The following is a 14,203-nucleotide window of genomic DNA, read 5'->3' on the forward strand; positions in this document are numbered from 1 at the left end:
ATGTGTGCGGCTTACGTAATGACCTCTCTATTTGCAAGATTGCGGACCCATGCCGACAGCCATTCTCGACAATCGCGCGCTGATTTCCGTCTCCGGTGGAGATGCGGAGCATTTTCTGCAGAACATCCTGACGCTCGATCTCGACAAGCTCGCCGAGGGCGAAGCGCGGCCCGGCGCTCTGCTGACGCCGCAAGGCAAGATCCTGTTCGACTTCCTGATTTCGCGGAATGGCGCGGACGCCTTCCTGCTCGAGTGCCGTGCCGATATCGCCGCCGATTTCATCCGCCGGCTGATGCTCTACAGGCTCCGGGCCAAGGTGGAGATTTCCCAGCGGGATGAATCGGTTACCGCCGTCGGCTGGCGGGATGATTCATCGACCTCGGATTTCGATTCAACGGGCTGGCTGCGCGATATGCGTTTTGCCGAACCCGCACAAGCCTGGCGCAGCTACGAGGCCGGCATCGATCCGACAGAAACCCTCGCCGGCTGGCATGCCTTCCGCATCGCCCAGGGCGTGGCCGAGAGCGGGGTGGATTATGCCCTGGGCGACGCCTTTCCGCATGATGTGCTGCTCGACCAAAATGCCGGCGTAGCGATCCGCAAGGGCTGCTATATCGGCCAGGAGGTCGTCTCGCGCATGCATCATCGCGGCACCGCGCGCCGGCGCGTGCTGCTGGCGCATGCCGACGGCACATTGCCCGATACCGGCGCCGACATCGTTGCCGGCGGCAAGACTGTCGGAACGCTGGGCTCGTCTTCAGGCGCCAACGCGCTCGCCATCGTCCGTATCGACCGGGTCAAATCCGCCCTGGATGCCGGACTGCCGATCAAGGCGGGTGACGCGGTGCTGGAACTGACCATTCCAGCGTGGGCGACCTTCACCTTCCCCGAGACGGCTGGCCCAGAAGCAGCGGCAACGGACGAAGCCTGATGGCCGACCGCGCCGGCGCTCCGCCGCGTGCCTGGCAGCGCATGCTGTCGGGCCGGCGGCTCGACGTGCTCGACCCCTCGCCGCTCGACGTCGAGATCACCGACATCGCCCACGGGCTCGCCCGCGTCGCCCGCTGGAACGGCCAGACATTCGGCGACCACGCCTTTTCAGTCGCGCAGCATTCTCTGGTGGTGGAGGATATTTTCGGCCGCATCTGCCCCGCCGCCACGGTCGACATGCGGCTCGCCGCCCTTCTGCACGATGCGCCCGAATATGTCATCGGCGACATGATCTCGCCGTTCAAGTCGGCGGTCGGCGGCGGCTACAAGGAAGTCGAAGCGCGGCTGCAGCAGGCCATCAACCTGCGCTTTGCACTGCCTGCGGAAACCGATGCGAAGCTCAAGAAGGACATCAAGCGCGCCGACCAGATCGCCGCCTATTTCGAGGCGACGCTTCTTGCCGGCTTCGGCTCTGCGGAAGCCACGCAGTTCTTCGGCCGTCCGCGCGGCATCTCGGCCGACGGGCTCGACCTGTCGCCTCAACCAGCGAAAGCGGTGCAGGCAGCGTTTTTGAAGCGGTTTTCGGATATCGAGGCGGCGCGCTAGACCTATGGCATGTTGCCTGCGAACCACGCTCACGCATCAAAAAAACTGAACGATTCCCGATGTTCAATTGATTATGCGGGAACGCTGCGATGCGGTAAAAACGACCGTCAGATGGAGACTCCCAAGATGGTGATGGCAGTACCGGCGCGGCAGGCACGCGGCATTCCCTGGCTTCTGGTCATATGCGGCTGCATCATCGCCGGTTTGACCTTCGGGCCGCGCTCGGCCATGGGCTTCTTCCAGCTTCCAATGCTCGCCGAACGCGGCTGGGACCGCACCACCTTCGGCCTCGCAATGGCTCTGCAGAACCTGTTCTGGGGCATTGGCCAGCCTTTCTTTGGCGCCATTGCCGACAAGTTCGGTACCTGGCGGGTGCTCGTCGTCTCCGCCATCCTCTATTCCTCCGGCCTGATCCTGATGGCGCATGCCGAGAGCACCACGATGCTGCATATCAGCGGCGGCATCCTGGTCGGCCTCGGCGTCGCCGCCGGCTCTTTCAGCATCGTGCTGTCGGCTTTCGCCCGAAACGTCTCGGCCGAGAATCGCAGTCTCGTCTTCGGCCTTGGCACGGCGGCGGGCTCAGCCGGCATGTTCCTGTTCGCGCCCATCAGCCAGGGCCTGATCGACGCTTATGGCTGGTCGGACACGCTGGTCTATCTGGGCATCGCCATGCTGGTCATCCCGCTGCTTGCCATCCCGTTGGCCGGCAACTCCAAGACCGGCAGGATCGCGCAGACCGACATCGAGCAATCCGCATCGGCCGCCCTGCGCGAAGCGCTCGGCCACCGCAGCTATGTGCTGTTGACCTCGGGCTTCTTCGTCTGCGGCTTCCAGGTGGCCTTCATCACCGCGCACTTCCCCGCCTATATCCGCGACCTCGGCATCGACGCCCGCTATGCCGTCATCGCGTTGGCGCTGATCGGCTTCTTCAACATCATCGGCTCGCTCGCAGCCGGCTTTATCGGACAGCGCTATTCGAAGCCGGCCTTCCTGGCATGGATCTATATTGGGCGCTCGATCGTCGTCACAGTGTTCCTGCTGATTCCGCAGACACCGACAACGGTCATCATCTTCGCCGTCGCCATGGGGCTGTTGTGGCTGTCGACCGTGCCGCCGACGAACGGGCTTGTGGCGATCATGTTCGGCACGCGGCATCTCGGCATGCTCGCGGGCGTGGTGTTCTTCTCCCACCAGATCGGCTCGTTCCTCGGCGTCTGGCTTGGCGGCTATCTCTACGACCAGTTTGGCTCCTACGACCCCGTCTGGTGGCTCGGCGTGGCGCTGGGGCTGTTCGCCGCGGCGGTTCATATGCCGATCAAGGAGCGGCCCATCGACCGTTCGGCTCTGGTGCCGGCGGAGTAGGCTGTTCGATTGACGGGCAGCACGCTCGCACGCCCTCACGCGAATTCTACCGCGCCGCCCGTGTGAGCAGCTTCTGATAGAACAACCCGATCCCGATCAGCACCGCGCCGAGCCCGATGAAGGACAGCGCACGCAGCACGCCTTCAAGTTCGGACATGTCGAACAGGAAGACCTTCGCCACCGAAACGACGATGAGGGCCGCGGAGGCGATGCGCAGCACCTGCGACTTCATCTGCACGCCGGCCACCAACAGCCCGACGCCCATGATCAGCCACAGTGCCGAGTAGGAATATGTCTCCCACGGCTCCAGCCCGGCCCAACTGCCGATATACTCGCCCTTGAACAGACGGCGCACCGACAGCGTCGCGTAGGCGAAGACCAGCAGCGAGGCCATCGCCGCCAGCATCGCCGAATACCATTTCGGCCGCTTGTCGCGCGCATACCAGGCCAGTCCCGCCGCCGCCACGGCCGGCAGCAGATAACCGAGGAACAGCAAATTGAAGACCGGGATGCGCCCGGTCGATTCACCGGTGAACAGCGGGTTGAGCAGCCCGAAATGCTGGATCGCGATGAAAGCGGCCGACACCACGCCCATGCCGAGCGAACCGTAGCGCAGCACCGAACTCGGCGAGCGCATGTCGAGCGACACCATGATGCCGCCGCTGCCCAGCGCCAGAAGCGTGTAGATCGCCTGTTCGGCAAGCGTCGGCGCGCTTGAGGTGATGACGCCGCCATTCATCGCATGCCGCACCAGCATCGCCACCGTCAGCAGCGACAGCAGAGCCGTCGCCGCCTCCATGATCAGACGCGGGCGTCCGTCGGCGGTGCGCCGGAGCTGCCAGGCGGCGGCGAGGAAGGCAAGCGCCGGGACGCCATAGCCCAAAAGCAGCCAGTTGAAGACCGGCGTGGTCGACAACCGGTCCGCACCGACGATGGTCGGGTCGAGTGCGATGCGGCCGATGACCACGACCGCGAGCGCGGCACTCAGCCAGCCCAGCACCGGATAGGCGCGCTGCCGCGTCGCAAGCGCGGGCACCGCCGCGAGCACGCCGCAGAACACGGTGGTCAAGCCCGAACCGAAGGCCATGTGCAGCATGACAACGGCAGCCACGGCCGCCCCTCCCAGGGCGATGGAAACGGCGACGCCGCCCGACAGCGGCGGATGTTCGGCGCGCGCGACCCATTCCCCACCGGCGGCAAAGGCGAGCGCCAGCACCAGCATGACGGCGGCATAGAACAGGTCGCGGTCGATATTGCCGAAGCCGAGCCACAGGCAGGTGGCGACTGCGAACGGAGCGATCACCGCCCAGGCCGACCAGTTGGCGGCCAACAGCGGCTGTTCGGCCACCATTCGCCGCGCGCTCCAGAAGCCGGCTGCCGGAAAGACCGCGCCGAACAAAAGGCCCAGCCAGCGCAAACTGTCGCCCATGGCGAGATAGGCCGGCCCGCCGACCAAGGTGTCAACCGCCGGTGACACGCCGCCCAGCACATAGCGCAGATAGATCAGCACCACGGCCGCGCCAGCACCATGCAGCAAGGGCAGCGCACGGCCACGATAGAGCGCCCCGCCCACCATCGCCAGGATCAGCACGGCAGCGCCCAGCGGACTCAGCAGGCTGACCGCGCGACTGTCGATGAAGAGTGAAATTGCGGCCAGCGCCAGCAGGAAAGCGACGGCGATGGACGGCGCGTCCGGCTTGCCCGGTACGGCGAACGGCGCGCGCCGCGTCAGCCACACGCCCAGCAGCAGCGCCAGGCTGACCAGCGTCATGAACAGAACCGCGGGCACAGAAAGCGCTGCCGCGTTGCCGATATAGAGCAGCGTCCAGAGACCGGTGCCGACAAAGGCCGCGGCCATGAGGAAGGACCAACTGCGCATGCGCGCGATGACCGCCGTCGCCGCCAGCACGATCGCCAGATAGCCGAACAGCGCCCAGACATTGGGCGCCTGCGAATCGACCAGCATCGGCGTAACGAAGGAGCCGAGCAGGCCGACACCCGCCAGCGCCCTGCCATGCACCAGCGAGGCGGCTATGGTGGCGACGCCGATCAGGCCCATCAGCAGGAAGGCCGGGACCGGGCCAAGGAAGCCGTAGACGCCATAAGCCGCATAGACCACGCCGAACAGCGTGAACGCGCCCGCCGCCGTCAGGATGGCGGGAATATAGGCTGCCGCGGCACCCTGCACGGGCACCTTGAAGCCCGTGCGGCGGATGAATTCGCCGCCGCCGATCAGCACGAGGCCAAAGAGGGCCGCCAGCGTCAGCCGCGCGGCGGGCCCGAAATAGCCGGCCTCGATGGAATAGCGCACGAGGAACACACCGCCCAGCGCCAGCGCCACACCGCCGACCCAGACCGCCCAGCGCGTGCCGAGCGCTGTTTCGATATCGGGCTTGGCCGCCACCGTTTCGGCTGGGACCGATGCCGCAGCCGCCTGTTCCCAGGGGCTGTCGGCCACCGGCTGCGGATCACTACTGACTGCCTCGGGAGCTTCCACGGCAACCGGTGTTTCGGCTTCCAGCAGCGACGGTTCTTGCATGTCCGTGGATTCAGGCCGCTGCGTTTCGACGGCTTTTGCCTCTTCCACAGCCGGCTTGGCCGCGACCGCGCCCGACAGCACCAGGCTTCTCAGCGCGCCGAGTTCGCGTTCCAGCAGACCGACGCGGTTGCGCAGGCGCAACACCAGAACGAGAGGCACAAGGACGAGGATAAAGCCGATCAGGCCTTCGAACATGGCAGCGCCCCTCAGCGTGCGGCAAGCTTCCCGATCGGGAAAATGGAGCAGGTCTCGGTACCGAAGGCGAGAAGCTTGCCGCTGCCGTCCTTCAGCGTCGCTTCCGAGACCGCAAGCGTGCGCCCCTTATGGATCACCCTGCCCTCGCAGACAACCTCACCGGTTTTCGGAGAAATCGGCCGGGTCAGGTTCACCTTGAACTCGGCGGTTGTATAGGCCTCGCCCTTGTCGAGCATGGAGTGCACGGCGCACCCCAGCGCCGAATCGAGCAGCGTCGCCGCCCAGCCGCCATGCACCCCGCCAAGCGGATTGAGATGCTGCGCGCCGGGAAGCCCGCGAAACACGACCCTGCCCTCCTCCGCCTCGGACAGACCGAAATTCATAATCGCCGAGATCGGCGGCGCGGGGTAGAGCCCGGCAATCAGCCGCCGCAACATCTCCAGTCCGGTATATGTTTCGACGTCTTCGTGCGGAATGGTGCCGAGACCGAGACGGGACACATAGCCGGGGAACAGTTCGACTTCGCTCATGCAGCGCTCTCTCCATGGTGGGACGCAGGCGCGGCATGATGCTTGCGCAGCGCGGCCAGAAAGCCGGCCCGCGCATCGGGCTGCTGCATGCCGCGCGGTTCGTAGACGTGGCGCGTGAAGAAGAACGCCGTCAGCCGGAATGCGTCCTCGACATCGTTCAGCGCAGCTCCCCTCCCTGCGGTGACGGCAAGAAACCCCGGCAGCGCCAGCATCCTGTCGCGCCAAGGCGCACCCGCAGCCCGCGATACGGCGCGGCCGGATTTCGGCGACACATAGACCAGATCCTGCCGCGAGCCGGTGGCTGCGCATTCGCTGAGATCGAGGCCGAAGCCCAGCTCCTCCAGCACCATCAGCTCGAAGCGAACCATCAGTTCGCCGGCGAGATGCGGATCGTCGAGATGCGCCAGCATCACCGACAGCGTTTCATAAAGTGCCGCGTGTGGATCGCGCTCGGGCAGAAGCCGCAGGTGCGCGGCCAGCGTCTGCAGGCCATAGACGGCGATGGCGCTGTCGATGAGCCGCGCGGCATTGGATTCCAGCGATTCGGCCTGGAACAGTCCGAGATGCTCGTCCAGCCGCGCGCGCCAGATCAGCTCGACGCGATTTCCCGGCTGCAGCAGCGGCTGCTGCCGGCGTGACCGTCCGCCCTTGACCATGCCGAGATGCCGGCCATGCGCCCGCGTCATGACCTCCAATATCGCACTGGTTTCGCCATGCCTGCGGGTGCCGAGGATGATTCCTTCGTCGCGCCATTCCATGGCCGAAGCCTTTCACGGCGCACGAGGCAAAATCAAGGTCGCTTTGCCGACGCTAATCTTGTTTTTCTATGCTGCTAGCCTATTTTTGGTGTACAAATAATCATGAAGATCGTGTGGGATGAGCCGAAGCGGAAACACAATCTGGCTAAGCATGGTTTGGACTTCAGCAATCTGTCGTTCGAGTTCTTCCTATCTGCGAACATTAAGCCCGCGAAGGAGAACCGATTTCTTGCCATCGGCGAACTCGACGGTCAGATCGTTTTAGCCGTCGTGTTCAAGCCGCTCGGTTCGGAAGCTCTCTCCGTCATCTCCATGCGCCGCGCCAGTCACGGTGAAAGGAACCGGCTATGACCAAAAAATGGCCCAGCTTCGTCACAAAGGATTTGGGAGACGGCCCCGAAGACGAGGCAGAGATGCACCGTCGATGGGAGACTTATAATCGCGAGATGCAGGCGATTATATCGGCGGGCGGCGTCCATCGGGACGCTGACGGCTGGTGGGTAGATGATGCAACTGGCGCGTTGATCGGTCCTGACCCTGAAATCGAACGCCCCCTGACAGCACAGGAGCTTGCAGGTGCCAAGCCACTCAAGGACGTGTTGCCAGACCTTTACGAAAGCCTCCAGCGCGCGCGCGGCAGGCCAAAGGTAGAGAAGCCGAAGCAGGCAGTAACCTTGCGGCTTGATCCCGATACGTTGGCCTTTTTTAAAGACAACGGCCCGGACTGGCGCAGCAGGATGGCAGAGATTTTGGACCATGCCCGCAGGACCCGGAAGCGTGCGGGAGGTTAAGGGCTTGCAGCGCCGAGCTCTACGTCGCCCCCCTCTGTCCTGCAGGACAGAGGGGGGCGCGAAGGAATGCGGCGCATGTGAAGGTTATGCACAAACCACCGATCCGTCCCGGCCCGACCTCACCTCACCTCACTTCGGGAAATCCAGTCCCATCTCGCGATAGCGCTCGGGATCGTCGCCCCAGTTCTCGCGGACCTTGACGAACAGGAACAGGTGAACTGTCTGTTCGAGGATGTCGCCGATCTCCTTGCGCGCGGATTGGCCGATGGCGCGGATGGTTTCGCCCTTGTGGCCCAGCACGATCTTCTTCTGACTGTCGCGCTCGACAAAGATGACCTGCTCGATGCGCACCGAGCCGTCCTTTTTCTCTTCCCACTTTTCGGTTTCGACATGGGACGAATAGGGCAGTTCCTGATGCAGACGCAGATACAGCTTTTCGCGCGTGATCTCGGCGGCGAGTTGGCGCATCGGCAGGTCGGAAATCTGGTCTTCCGGATAGTACCACGGACCGAGCGGCAATTCGGCCGCCAGATAGTCGAGCAAATCCTTGCAGCCCGAACCGGTCAGCGCCGAGACCATGAAGGTGCGCTTGAACGGCACGCGCTCATTGGCCGTCTGCGTCAGCGTCAAAAGCGCCTCGGGCCGCACCCGGTCGACCTTGTTGAGAATCAGGACCATGGGCTGGCGCACATCCTTGAGCCGTTCGAGGATCGCATCCGCGTCGCCCTTGATGCCGCGCTCCGCGTCGATCAGCACCAGCACCACGTCGGCGTCGCGCGCACCGCCCCAGGCTGTCGTTACCATCGCTTCGTCGAGACGGCGGCGCGGCCTGAAGATGCCGGGCGTATCGACGAAGACGATCTGCGCGGTGTCATGGGTGGCGATGCCGCGCACGATGGCGCGCGTGGTCTGCACCTTGTGGGTGACGATCGACACCTTGGCGCCGACGAGCTGGTTGACCAGCGTTGACTTGCCGGCGTTCGGAGCGCCGATGAGCGCGACGAAACCCGAGCGGGTGGTCGCCTGTTCCGGCTGTTCTGTCACGATAGGATTTCCTCGTTTTTCCAGACGCCCTCGCGCAGCAGGATTGCCGCGGCCGCTGCCTGCTCTGCTTCACGCTTGGAGCGCCCCTCGCCCAGTCCGGGCGGGAACTTTCCCACCTTCACCTCGACGGTGAAAACCGGGTCGTGGTCCGGCCCCTTGCGTCCGGTAATCGCGTAGGTCGGCGTCACCGCCGCCGCCTGGTGCGCCCATTCCTGCAATTCGGTCTTGGGGTCGCGGCGGGCCGCACCAACTGCCTTGGCGCGCGGCTTCCAATATGTGTGGATGAAGGCGCGGGCAGCCTCGATGCCGCCGTCGAGATAGAGAACGGCGATCAGCGATTCCAACGCGTCGGCGCGCAGGTTCACCAGCTTGCGTTCGGCCAGGCTGCGCACTTCGCTGCCGGCCCGGATCAGGTCGGGAAGGCCGATCTCGTCGGCGATCGCAGCCAGCGCTTCCGCATTGACCAGTGCGTTGAGCCGGCGCGACAGCTCGCCCTCGGCGGCATCCGGGAAACCCTCCAGCAGCATGTCGGCCACCATCAGGCCGAGCACCCGGTCGCCCAGAAACTCGAAGCGCTCATAATCGACGCCCGCATGCGCGCTGCGCGCACTGCCATGGGTCAGCGCGCGCTGCAGCCGCTTTGGATCGTTGAACACGTGTCCCGTGCGCTCGGCGAGGATGTCGGCGAGCTCGGTTGCTGTCAGCCGTTTCGCTGTCATGTCTTATCTTACGACATTCAGCAGGCGCGATGCACGCATATCCGACGGCCAGTTCCAGATCGCCAGCGGGCTCGACTTGTCGGCGATGGAGAAGAAGATGATGTTGGCGCGGCCGACGAGGTTTTCAGCCGGCACGAAGCCGAAGACGCGGCTGTCGGACGAGTTGTCGCGGTTGTCGCCCATCATGAAGAAGTTGCCCTCGGGCACCACGAATTCGCGCGTGTTGTCGTAGGAGCCGTTCGGCGACAGGTCGAGCGTATCGTAGGACACGCCGTTTGGAAGCGTTTCGCGATAAACGTCGACCGGGCGCCTTTCCTCGGTCACGTCGGGATTGTTGATCTCGCCGACCTTCTCGCGCTTGACCGCTTCGCCATTGATGTAGAGCACGCCCTCGCGCATCTGCACGCGATCGCCCGGCAGGCCGATCACGCGCTTGATGTAGTCGAGCGACGGATCGGGCGGATACTTGAACACGGCGACATCGCCGCGCGCAGGATCGCTGCCGAAGATGCGTCCCGAAAACAGGTTGGGCGAGAACGGCAACGAATAGTGCGAATAGCCGTAGGCCCATTTGGTGACGAACAGATAGTCGCCTTCCAGAAGCGTCGGCCGCATCGAACCGGAGGGAATCGAAAACGGCTGGAACAGCAGCGTGCGGATCACCAGAGCCAGCAGCAAGGCCTGCACGATGACGCTGACGGTCTCGCCGAGGCCGCCCGATTTCTTCTGCGTTTTGTCCGCCACGCTCATCTCGTTCTCGATTTCAGTCGCGTTGATATAAGGGGTTGGCGCGCGCAGGGCAACGCCTCAGCATGCGCTGCACCAATCGCAGGATCATGGCGCTTGTTCGACGGGCAAAGCCTCGATGATCACGAATGCCTGCGCGAGCGGGAAATCGTCGGTGATGGTCAGATGCACCACGGCGCGGTGGCCTGCGGGAAGCATCGAGCGCAGCCGCGTCTCCGCCCCGCCCGACAGTTCCATGGTCGGCCGACCGCCAGGCAGGTTGACGACACCCATGTCGCGCCAGAACACGCCGTCGGAGATTCCCGAGCCGAGCGCCTTCGAGCAGGCTTCCTTAGCGGCGAAGCGCTTGGCATAGGACGCCGCCCTCCCCCTGCGGCCTTCGGACTTGGCCTGTTCGACATCGGTGAAGATGCGCTGGATGAAGCGCTCGCCATAGCGCTCCAGCGAGCGCTCGATGCGGCGGATGTCGATCAGGTCGCTGCCAATGCCGAGGATCATGCCGCGCTCACATGTTCCGGCTGCCGGGCTTCACCGCCGGCAGGGCTGCCAGTTCCGGCGGCAGCGCGTCGGCCGGATAGGCCGGAACCTCGTATTCGGCGAGTGCTACCAGCGGCACGCCGACATCGCTCTTGCCGGCCGAACGGTCGATGATGCAGGCCGCCGCCACGACCTCCGCGCCCAGCGCCTTCAAACATTCGATGGTCTCGCGGATCGACAGGCCGGTGGTGACGATGTCCTCGACGATGACGACGCGGGCGCTTTGTTCGATCTCGAATCGGCGCAGGCGGAACGTGCCCTGCTCGCGCTCGACCCAGATCGCCGGAACGCCCAGATGACGCGACGTCTCATAGGCCGGGATCAGGCCGCCGATGGCGGGACCAACGACATAGTCGATCTGGCCCGGCACCTGCTCCCGGATCTTTTCGGCCAGCGCCTTGCACAGCGTCTCGGTCTTGTCGGCATGCATGAAGACCCGCGCCTTCTGCAGGAAGACGGGACTGCGCAGGCCGGACGTTAAGATAAAATGCCCTTCCAGCACCGCCCCCGCGTCGCGAAAAATCTCCAGAACGTCGTCGGTGTTCATCGGCAGTCTGTCCCCTCGTCAGCCATTGACGCGCCGCGCTTCGCTGACGCTCGAATTGTCCTTGAGCTGCGACAGCAGCCGGTTGAGATGCTTGAGGTCCCACACTTCGAGATCGACCAGCATTTCGGTGAAATCGGGCGCGGTGCGGATCATCGAGAGATTGTGGATGTTGGCATCGTTGGCCGCCATCACCTGGGCGATGTCGGCGAGCGAGCCGGGCGCGTTGATCGCCGTCACCGAAACCCGCGCGGGAAAGCGCTCCTTCGAGCCTTCCTCGAGGTCCCAGCGGACATCGATCCAGCGTTCGGGCTGGTCGTCGAAGGCGGTCAGCGAGGGCGACTGGATGGGATAAATCGTAATGCCCGAGCCCGGCTGCAGGATGCCGACGATGCGGTCGCCCGGCACGGCCCCTTCCGGGGCGAAGCGCACCGGCAGGTCGCCCCGCACGCCGCGGATCGGCACCGCGCCCGCCGCCTCGCGGGCAGCGGCCCGCGACGGCGAGGCCGACGACAGGCCCGGAATCTGGAACAGCATGCCCGCCGCGTCGCGGATCTTCGACCAGCCTTCTTCGCGCGGACGCTGCGGCTGGGCGGCGCGCTCGTCCTTGTAATCGGGATAGAGCGCGCGCAGCACATCGTTGGATGCCAATTCGCCCCGGCCGACCGTGGTCAGCACGTCCTCGATGTCCTTGCGCGCCAGCCGGTGCAGCACCGTCTTCAGGCTCTCCTTGGAGAACTTCTTGCCGCTGCGCTCGAAGGCGCGCTCCAGAATGCGCAGGCCAAGGCCGGAATACTGCTTGCGGATGGCATTCTTGGTGGCGCGGCGGATCGCCGAGCGCGCCTTGCCGGTGACCACGACCGATTCCCACGCCGCTGGCGGCACCTGCGCCTTGGAGCGGATGATCTCAACCTCGTCGCCATTCTTCAGCTCCGTCATCAGCGGCATGACACGGCCGTTGACCTTGGCGCCGACGCAGGTATCGCCCACCTCGGTGTGAACCGCATAGGCGAAGTCGATGGGCGTGGCACCCCGCGGCAGCGCGATCAGCATGCCCTTGGGCGTGAAACAGAACACCTGGTCCTGGAACAGTTCCAGCTTGGTGTTTTCCAGGAAATCCTCCGGGTTGTCCCCGTCGGTCAGTTGCTCGATCGTCCGCCGCAGCCAGGCATAGGCGTTGGTCTCGTTGGACAGGGTATGCGCGGCCCCGTTCGGCTTGATCCCGTCCTTGTAGATCGAATGCGCGGCCACGCCATATTCGGCGACCTTGTTCATCTGCGCGGTGCGTATCTGCAGCTCGATGCGCTGGCGCGACGGGCCGACGATGGTGGTGTGGATGGAGCGGTAGTCGTTCTGCTTGGGTGTCGAGATGTAGTCCTTGAAGCGCCCCGGCACCATCGACCAGCGCTGATGGATCACGCCGAGCGCGCGGTAGCAGTCCTCGACGTTGTCGACGACGACGCGGAAGCCGAACAGATCGGACAGTTGCTCGAAGGAGAGCGACTTGGTCTCCATCTTGCGGAACACCGACCAGGCCTTCTTGCGCCGGCTCTTCACCGAAGCCTGGATGCCACTCTTTTCGAACAGATCGGCCAGAAGCTCGGTGATCTCGTCGACCACGCCCTGGTTGCGCGCGAATATCTCTTCAAGCCGCTCGGTGACGGTCCTGTAGGCGTCCGGGTTGACATAGCGGAAGGCGAGTTCTTCCAGCTCCTCGCGCATGCTCTGCATGCCCATGCGGCCGGCCAGCGGTGCATAAATGTCCATCGTCTCTTCGGCGATGCGCAGCCGCTTGCTGTCGGGAACGTGATGCAATGTGCGCATGTTGTGCAGCCGGTCGGCCAGCTTGACCAGAAGCACGCGCACATCTTCGGAAATGGCGAGCAGAAGCTTGCGCAAATTCTCCGCCTGCTCGGCCTTCTTGGAGACGAGATCGAGCTTCTTGAGCTTGGTCAGTCCCTCCACCAGCTTGCCGATGTCGGGACCGAACAGTTCGTCGATCTCCTGGCGGGTGGCCGATGTATCCTCGATCGTGTCGTGCAACAGGGCGACGGCCACCGTGGCCTCGTCCATATGCATGTCCGTCAGGATGGCGGCGACTTCGAGCGGATGTGAAAAATAGGGATCGCCAGAGGCGCGGCGCTGATGGCCATGCTTCTGCATCGCATAGACATAAGCCTTGTTGAGCAAGGCTTCGTTGACGTCAGGCTTGTAGCGCTGAACGCGCTCGACAAGCTCATACTGACGCATCATCGCTGCAAACCCCGGGACCGAAATGAATCATGCGCCGCAATAACTTGCAGCGCATGTCATAGATAGCCACGAAACTGCCGTAACAAAAGGCCGAAGCGGGCTTACACGCGCCGCCCGCTCGGAAACGCGTCAGGGCGTGACGAAAATGGCGGTTTCGAGAACCGGAGCGGAGCGTACTTTCAGGTACGTGAGCACCGGAAGCGCAGAAACCGCCATGTGCAGGCCGCCCTCACGCTGTTTCCAAGCTAGTAGTCGTCGCTCTTTTCTGGAGCAACAAGCCCCTCGATGCCGGCAAGCAGATCTTCTTCCGTCATGCGGTCGAAGGTGATGTTCTCTTCTTCCTCGACATCGGCAGTGACTGCGGCGGCGGTCGCCTGGTCCGGAATCTCGGGCGCATCGGCCTCGGGCTCGTCGACCTCGACATGCTTCTGCAGCGAATGGATCAGGTCTTCCTTGAGATCGTCGGGCGACAGGGTCTCGTCGGCGATTTCGCGCAGCGCGACCACCGGGTTCTTGTCGTTGTCGCGCGGAATGCTGATCTGCGCACCCTGCGAGATCATGCGGGCGCGGTGGCCGGCCAGAAGCACGAGCTCGAAGCGGTTGTCGACCTTGTCAATGCAGTCTTCAACGGTTACGCGGGCCATGGAA

15 protein-coding genes are annotated in these 14,203 nt (G+C 64.3%); 5 read left to right on the forward strand and 10 right to left on the reverse strand.

What is annotated here, in order from left to right; all coding sequences use genetic code 11:
* The first annotated feature begins 49 nt into the window (after positions 1 to 49).
* The 3 genes from ygfZ to ICI42_RS14315 all read left to right on the forward strand — a co-directional run bounded on the left by ygfZ (position 50) and on the right by ICI42_RS14315 (position 2,898).
* Entirely contained in the window at positions 50 to 931 is an 882-nt protein-coding gene (ygfZ, locus tag ICI42_RS14305; RefSeq protein WP_188165260.1) for a CAF17-like 4Fe-4S cluster assembly/insertion protein YgfZ, read from the forward strand.
* On the forward strand, positions 928 to 1,536 hold the full coding sequence (locus ICI42_RS14310) for a YfbR-like 5'-deoxynucleotidase (RefSeq protein WP_230980384.1): 609 nt from the start codon (positions 928 to 930) through the stop codon (positions 1,534 to 1,536). The genes ygfZ and ICI42_RS14310 overlap by 4 nt, the downstream gene beginning before the upstream one ends.
* A gap of 126 nt (positions 1,537 to 1,662) precedes the next feature.
* Positions 1,663 to 2,898, forward strand: coding sequence for an MFS transporter (locus ICI42_RS14315; protein WP_230980363.1), 1,236 nt, complete (start codon positions 1,663 to 1,665; stop codon positions 2,896 to 2,898).
* Between the two features lie 46 nt (positions 2,899 to 2,944).
* On the opposite strand, the gene ICI42_RS14320 is transcribed toward ICI42_RS14315, so the two are convergent.
* The 3 genes from ICI42_RS14320 to recO are packed head-to-tail and all read right to left on the reverse strand — an operon-like array spanning position 2,945 to position 6,920.
* Entirely contained in the window at positions 2,945 to 5,632 is a 2,688-nt protein-coding gene (locus ICI42_RS14320) for a DUF2339 domain-containing protein (RefSeq protein WP_188165263.1), read from the reverse strand.
* A gap of 11 nt (positions 5,633 to 5,643) precedes the next feature.
* Entirely contained in the window at positions 5,644 to 6,162 is a 519-nt protein-coding gene (locus ICI42_RS14325; RefSeq protein ID WP_188165264.1) for a PaaI family thioesterase, read from the reverse strand.
* The gene (gene recO / locus ICI42_RS14330) at positions 6,159 to 6,920 is read right to left on the reverse strand and encodes a DNA repair protein RecO (RefSeq protein WP_188165265.1); all 762 of its coding nucleotides are present in this window, start codon (positions 6,918 to 6,920) and stop codon (positions 6,159 to 6,161) included. The genes ICI42_RS14325 and recO overlap by 4 nt, the downstream gene beginning before the upstream one ends.
* Before the next feature lie 102 nt (positions 6,921 to 7,022).
* Between recO and ICI42_RS14335 the strand changes: the two genes are divergently transcribed.
* On the forward strand, positions 7,023 to 7,271 hold the full coding sequence (locus ICI42_RS14335) for a BrnT family toxin (protein ID WP_188165266.1): 249 nt from the start codon (positions 7,023 to 7,025) through the stop codon (positions 7,269 to 7,271).
* The gene (locus ICI42_RS14340) at positions 7,268 to 7,711 is read left to right on the forward strand and encodes a BrnA antitoxin family protein (RefSeq protein ID WP_188165267.1); all 444 of its coding nucleotides are present in this window, start codon (positions 7,268 to 7,270) and stop codon (positions 7,709 to 7,711) included. The genes ICI42_RS14335 and ICI42_RS14340 overlap by 4 nt, the downstream gene beginning before the upstream one ends.
* Positions 7,712 to 7,840: 129 nt before the next feature.
* Here ICI42_RS14340 and era read toward each other — a convergent pair whose 3' ends face one another.
* The 7 genes from era to rpoZ form a co-directional block, all read right to left on the reverse strand.
* Positions 7,841 to 8,758 carry a GTPase Era gene (gene era / locus ICI42_RS14345; RefSeq protein WP_188165549.1) on the reverse strand — a complete coding sequence of 306 codons (918 nt, stop codon included), beginning with the start codon at positions 8,756 to 8,758 and terminating at the stop codon, positions 7,841 to 7,843.
* A complete protein-coding gene (gene rnc / locus ICI42_RS14350) occupies positions 8,752 to 9,474 on the reverse strand; it encodes a ribonuclease III (RefSeq protein WP_188165268.1) in 723 nt (240 codons plus the stop codon). The genes era and rnc overlap by 7 nt, the downstream gene beginning before the upstream one ends.
* A gap of 3 nt (positions 9,475 to 9,477) precedes the next feature.
* Positions 9,478 to 10,224, reverse strand: a complete 747-nt coding sequence (gene lepB / locus ICI42_RS14355; RefSeq protein WP_188165269.1) for a signal peptidase I — start codon at positions 10,222 to 10,224, stop codon at positions 9,478 to 9,480.
* An 84-nt stretch (positions 10,225 to 10,308) separates the two neighbouring features.
* Positions 10,309 to 10,719, reverse strand: coding sequence for a holo-ACP synthase (gene acpS, locus ICI42_RS14360; RefSeq protein ID WP_188165270.1), 411 nt, complete (start codon positions 10,717 to 10,719; stop codon positions 10,309 to 10,311).
* Positions 10,720 to 10,726: 7 nt separating this feature from the next.
* On the reverse strand, positions 10,727 to 11,305 hold the full coding sequence (gene pyrE, locus ICI42_RS14365) for an orotate phosphoribosyltransferase (protein ID WP_188165271.1): 579 nt from the start codon (positions 11,303 to 11,305) through the stop codon (positions 10,727 to 10,729).
* An 18-nt stretch (positions 11,306 to 11,323) separates the two neighbouring features.
* A complete protein-coding gene (locus ICI42_RS14370) occupies positions 11,324 to 13,555 on the reverse strand; it encodes a RelA/SpoT family protein (RefSeq protein WP_188165272.1) in 2,232 nt (743 codons plus the stop codon).
* Between the two features lie 245 nt (positions 13,556 to 13,800).
* Positions 13,801 to 14,199, reverse strand: a complete 399-nt coding sequence (gene rpoZ, locus ICI42_RS14375; protein WP_188165273.1) for a DNA-directed RNA polymerase subunit omega — start codon at positions 14,197 to 14,199, stop codon at positions 13,801 to 13,803.
* Positions 14,200 to 14,203 lie beyond the last annotated feature (4 nt).

The sequence above is a fragment of the Oryzicola mucosus genome, from assembly GCF_014534685.1.
GTDB classification, from domain to species: Bacteria; Pseudomonadota; Alphaproteobacteria; order Rhizobiales; family Rhizobiaceae; genus Oryzicola; species Oryzicola mucosus.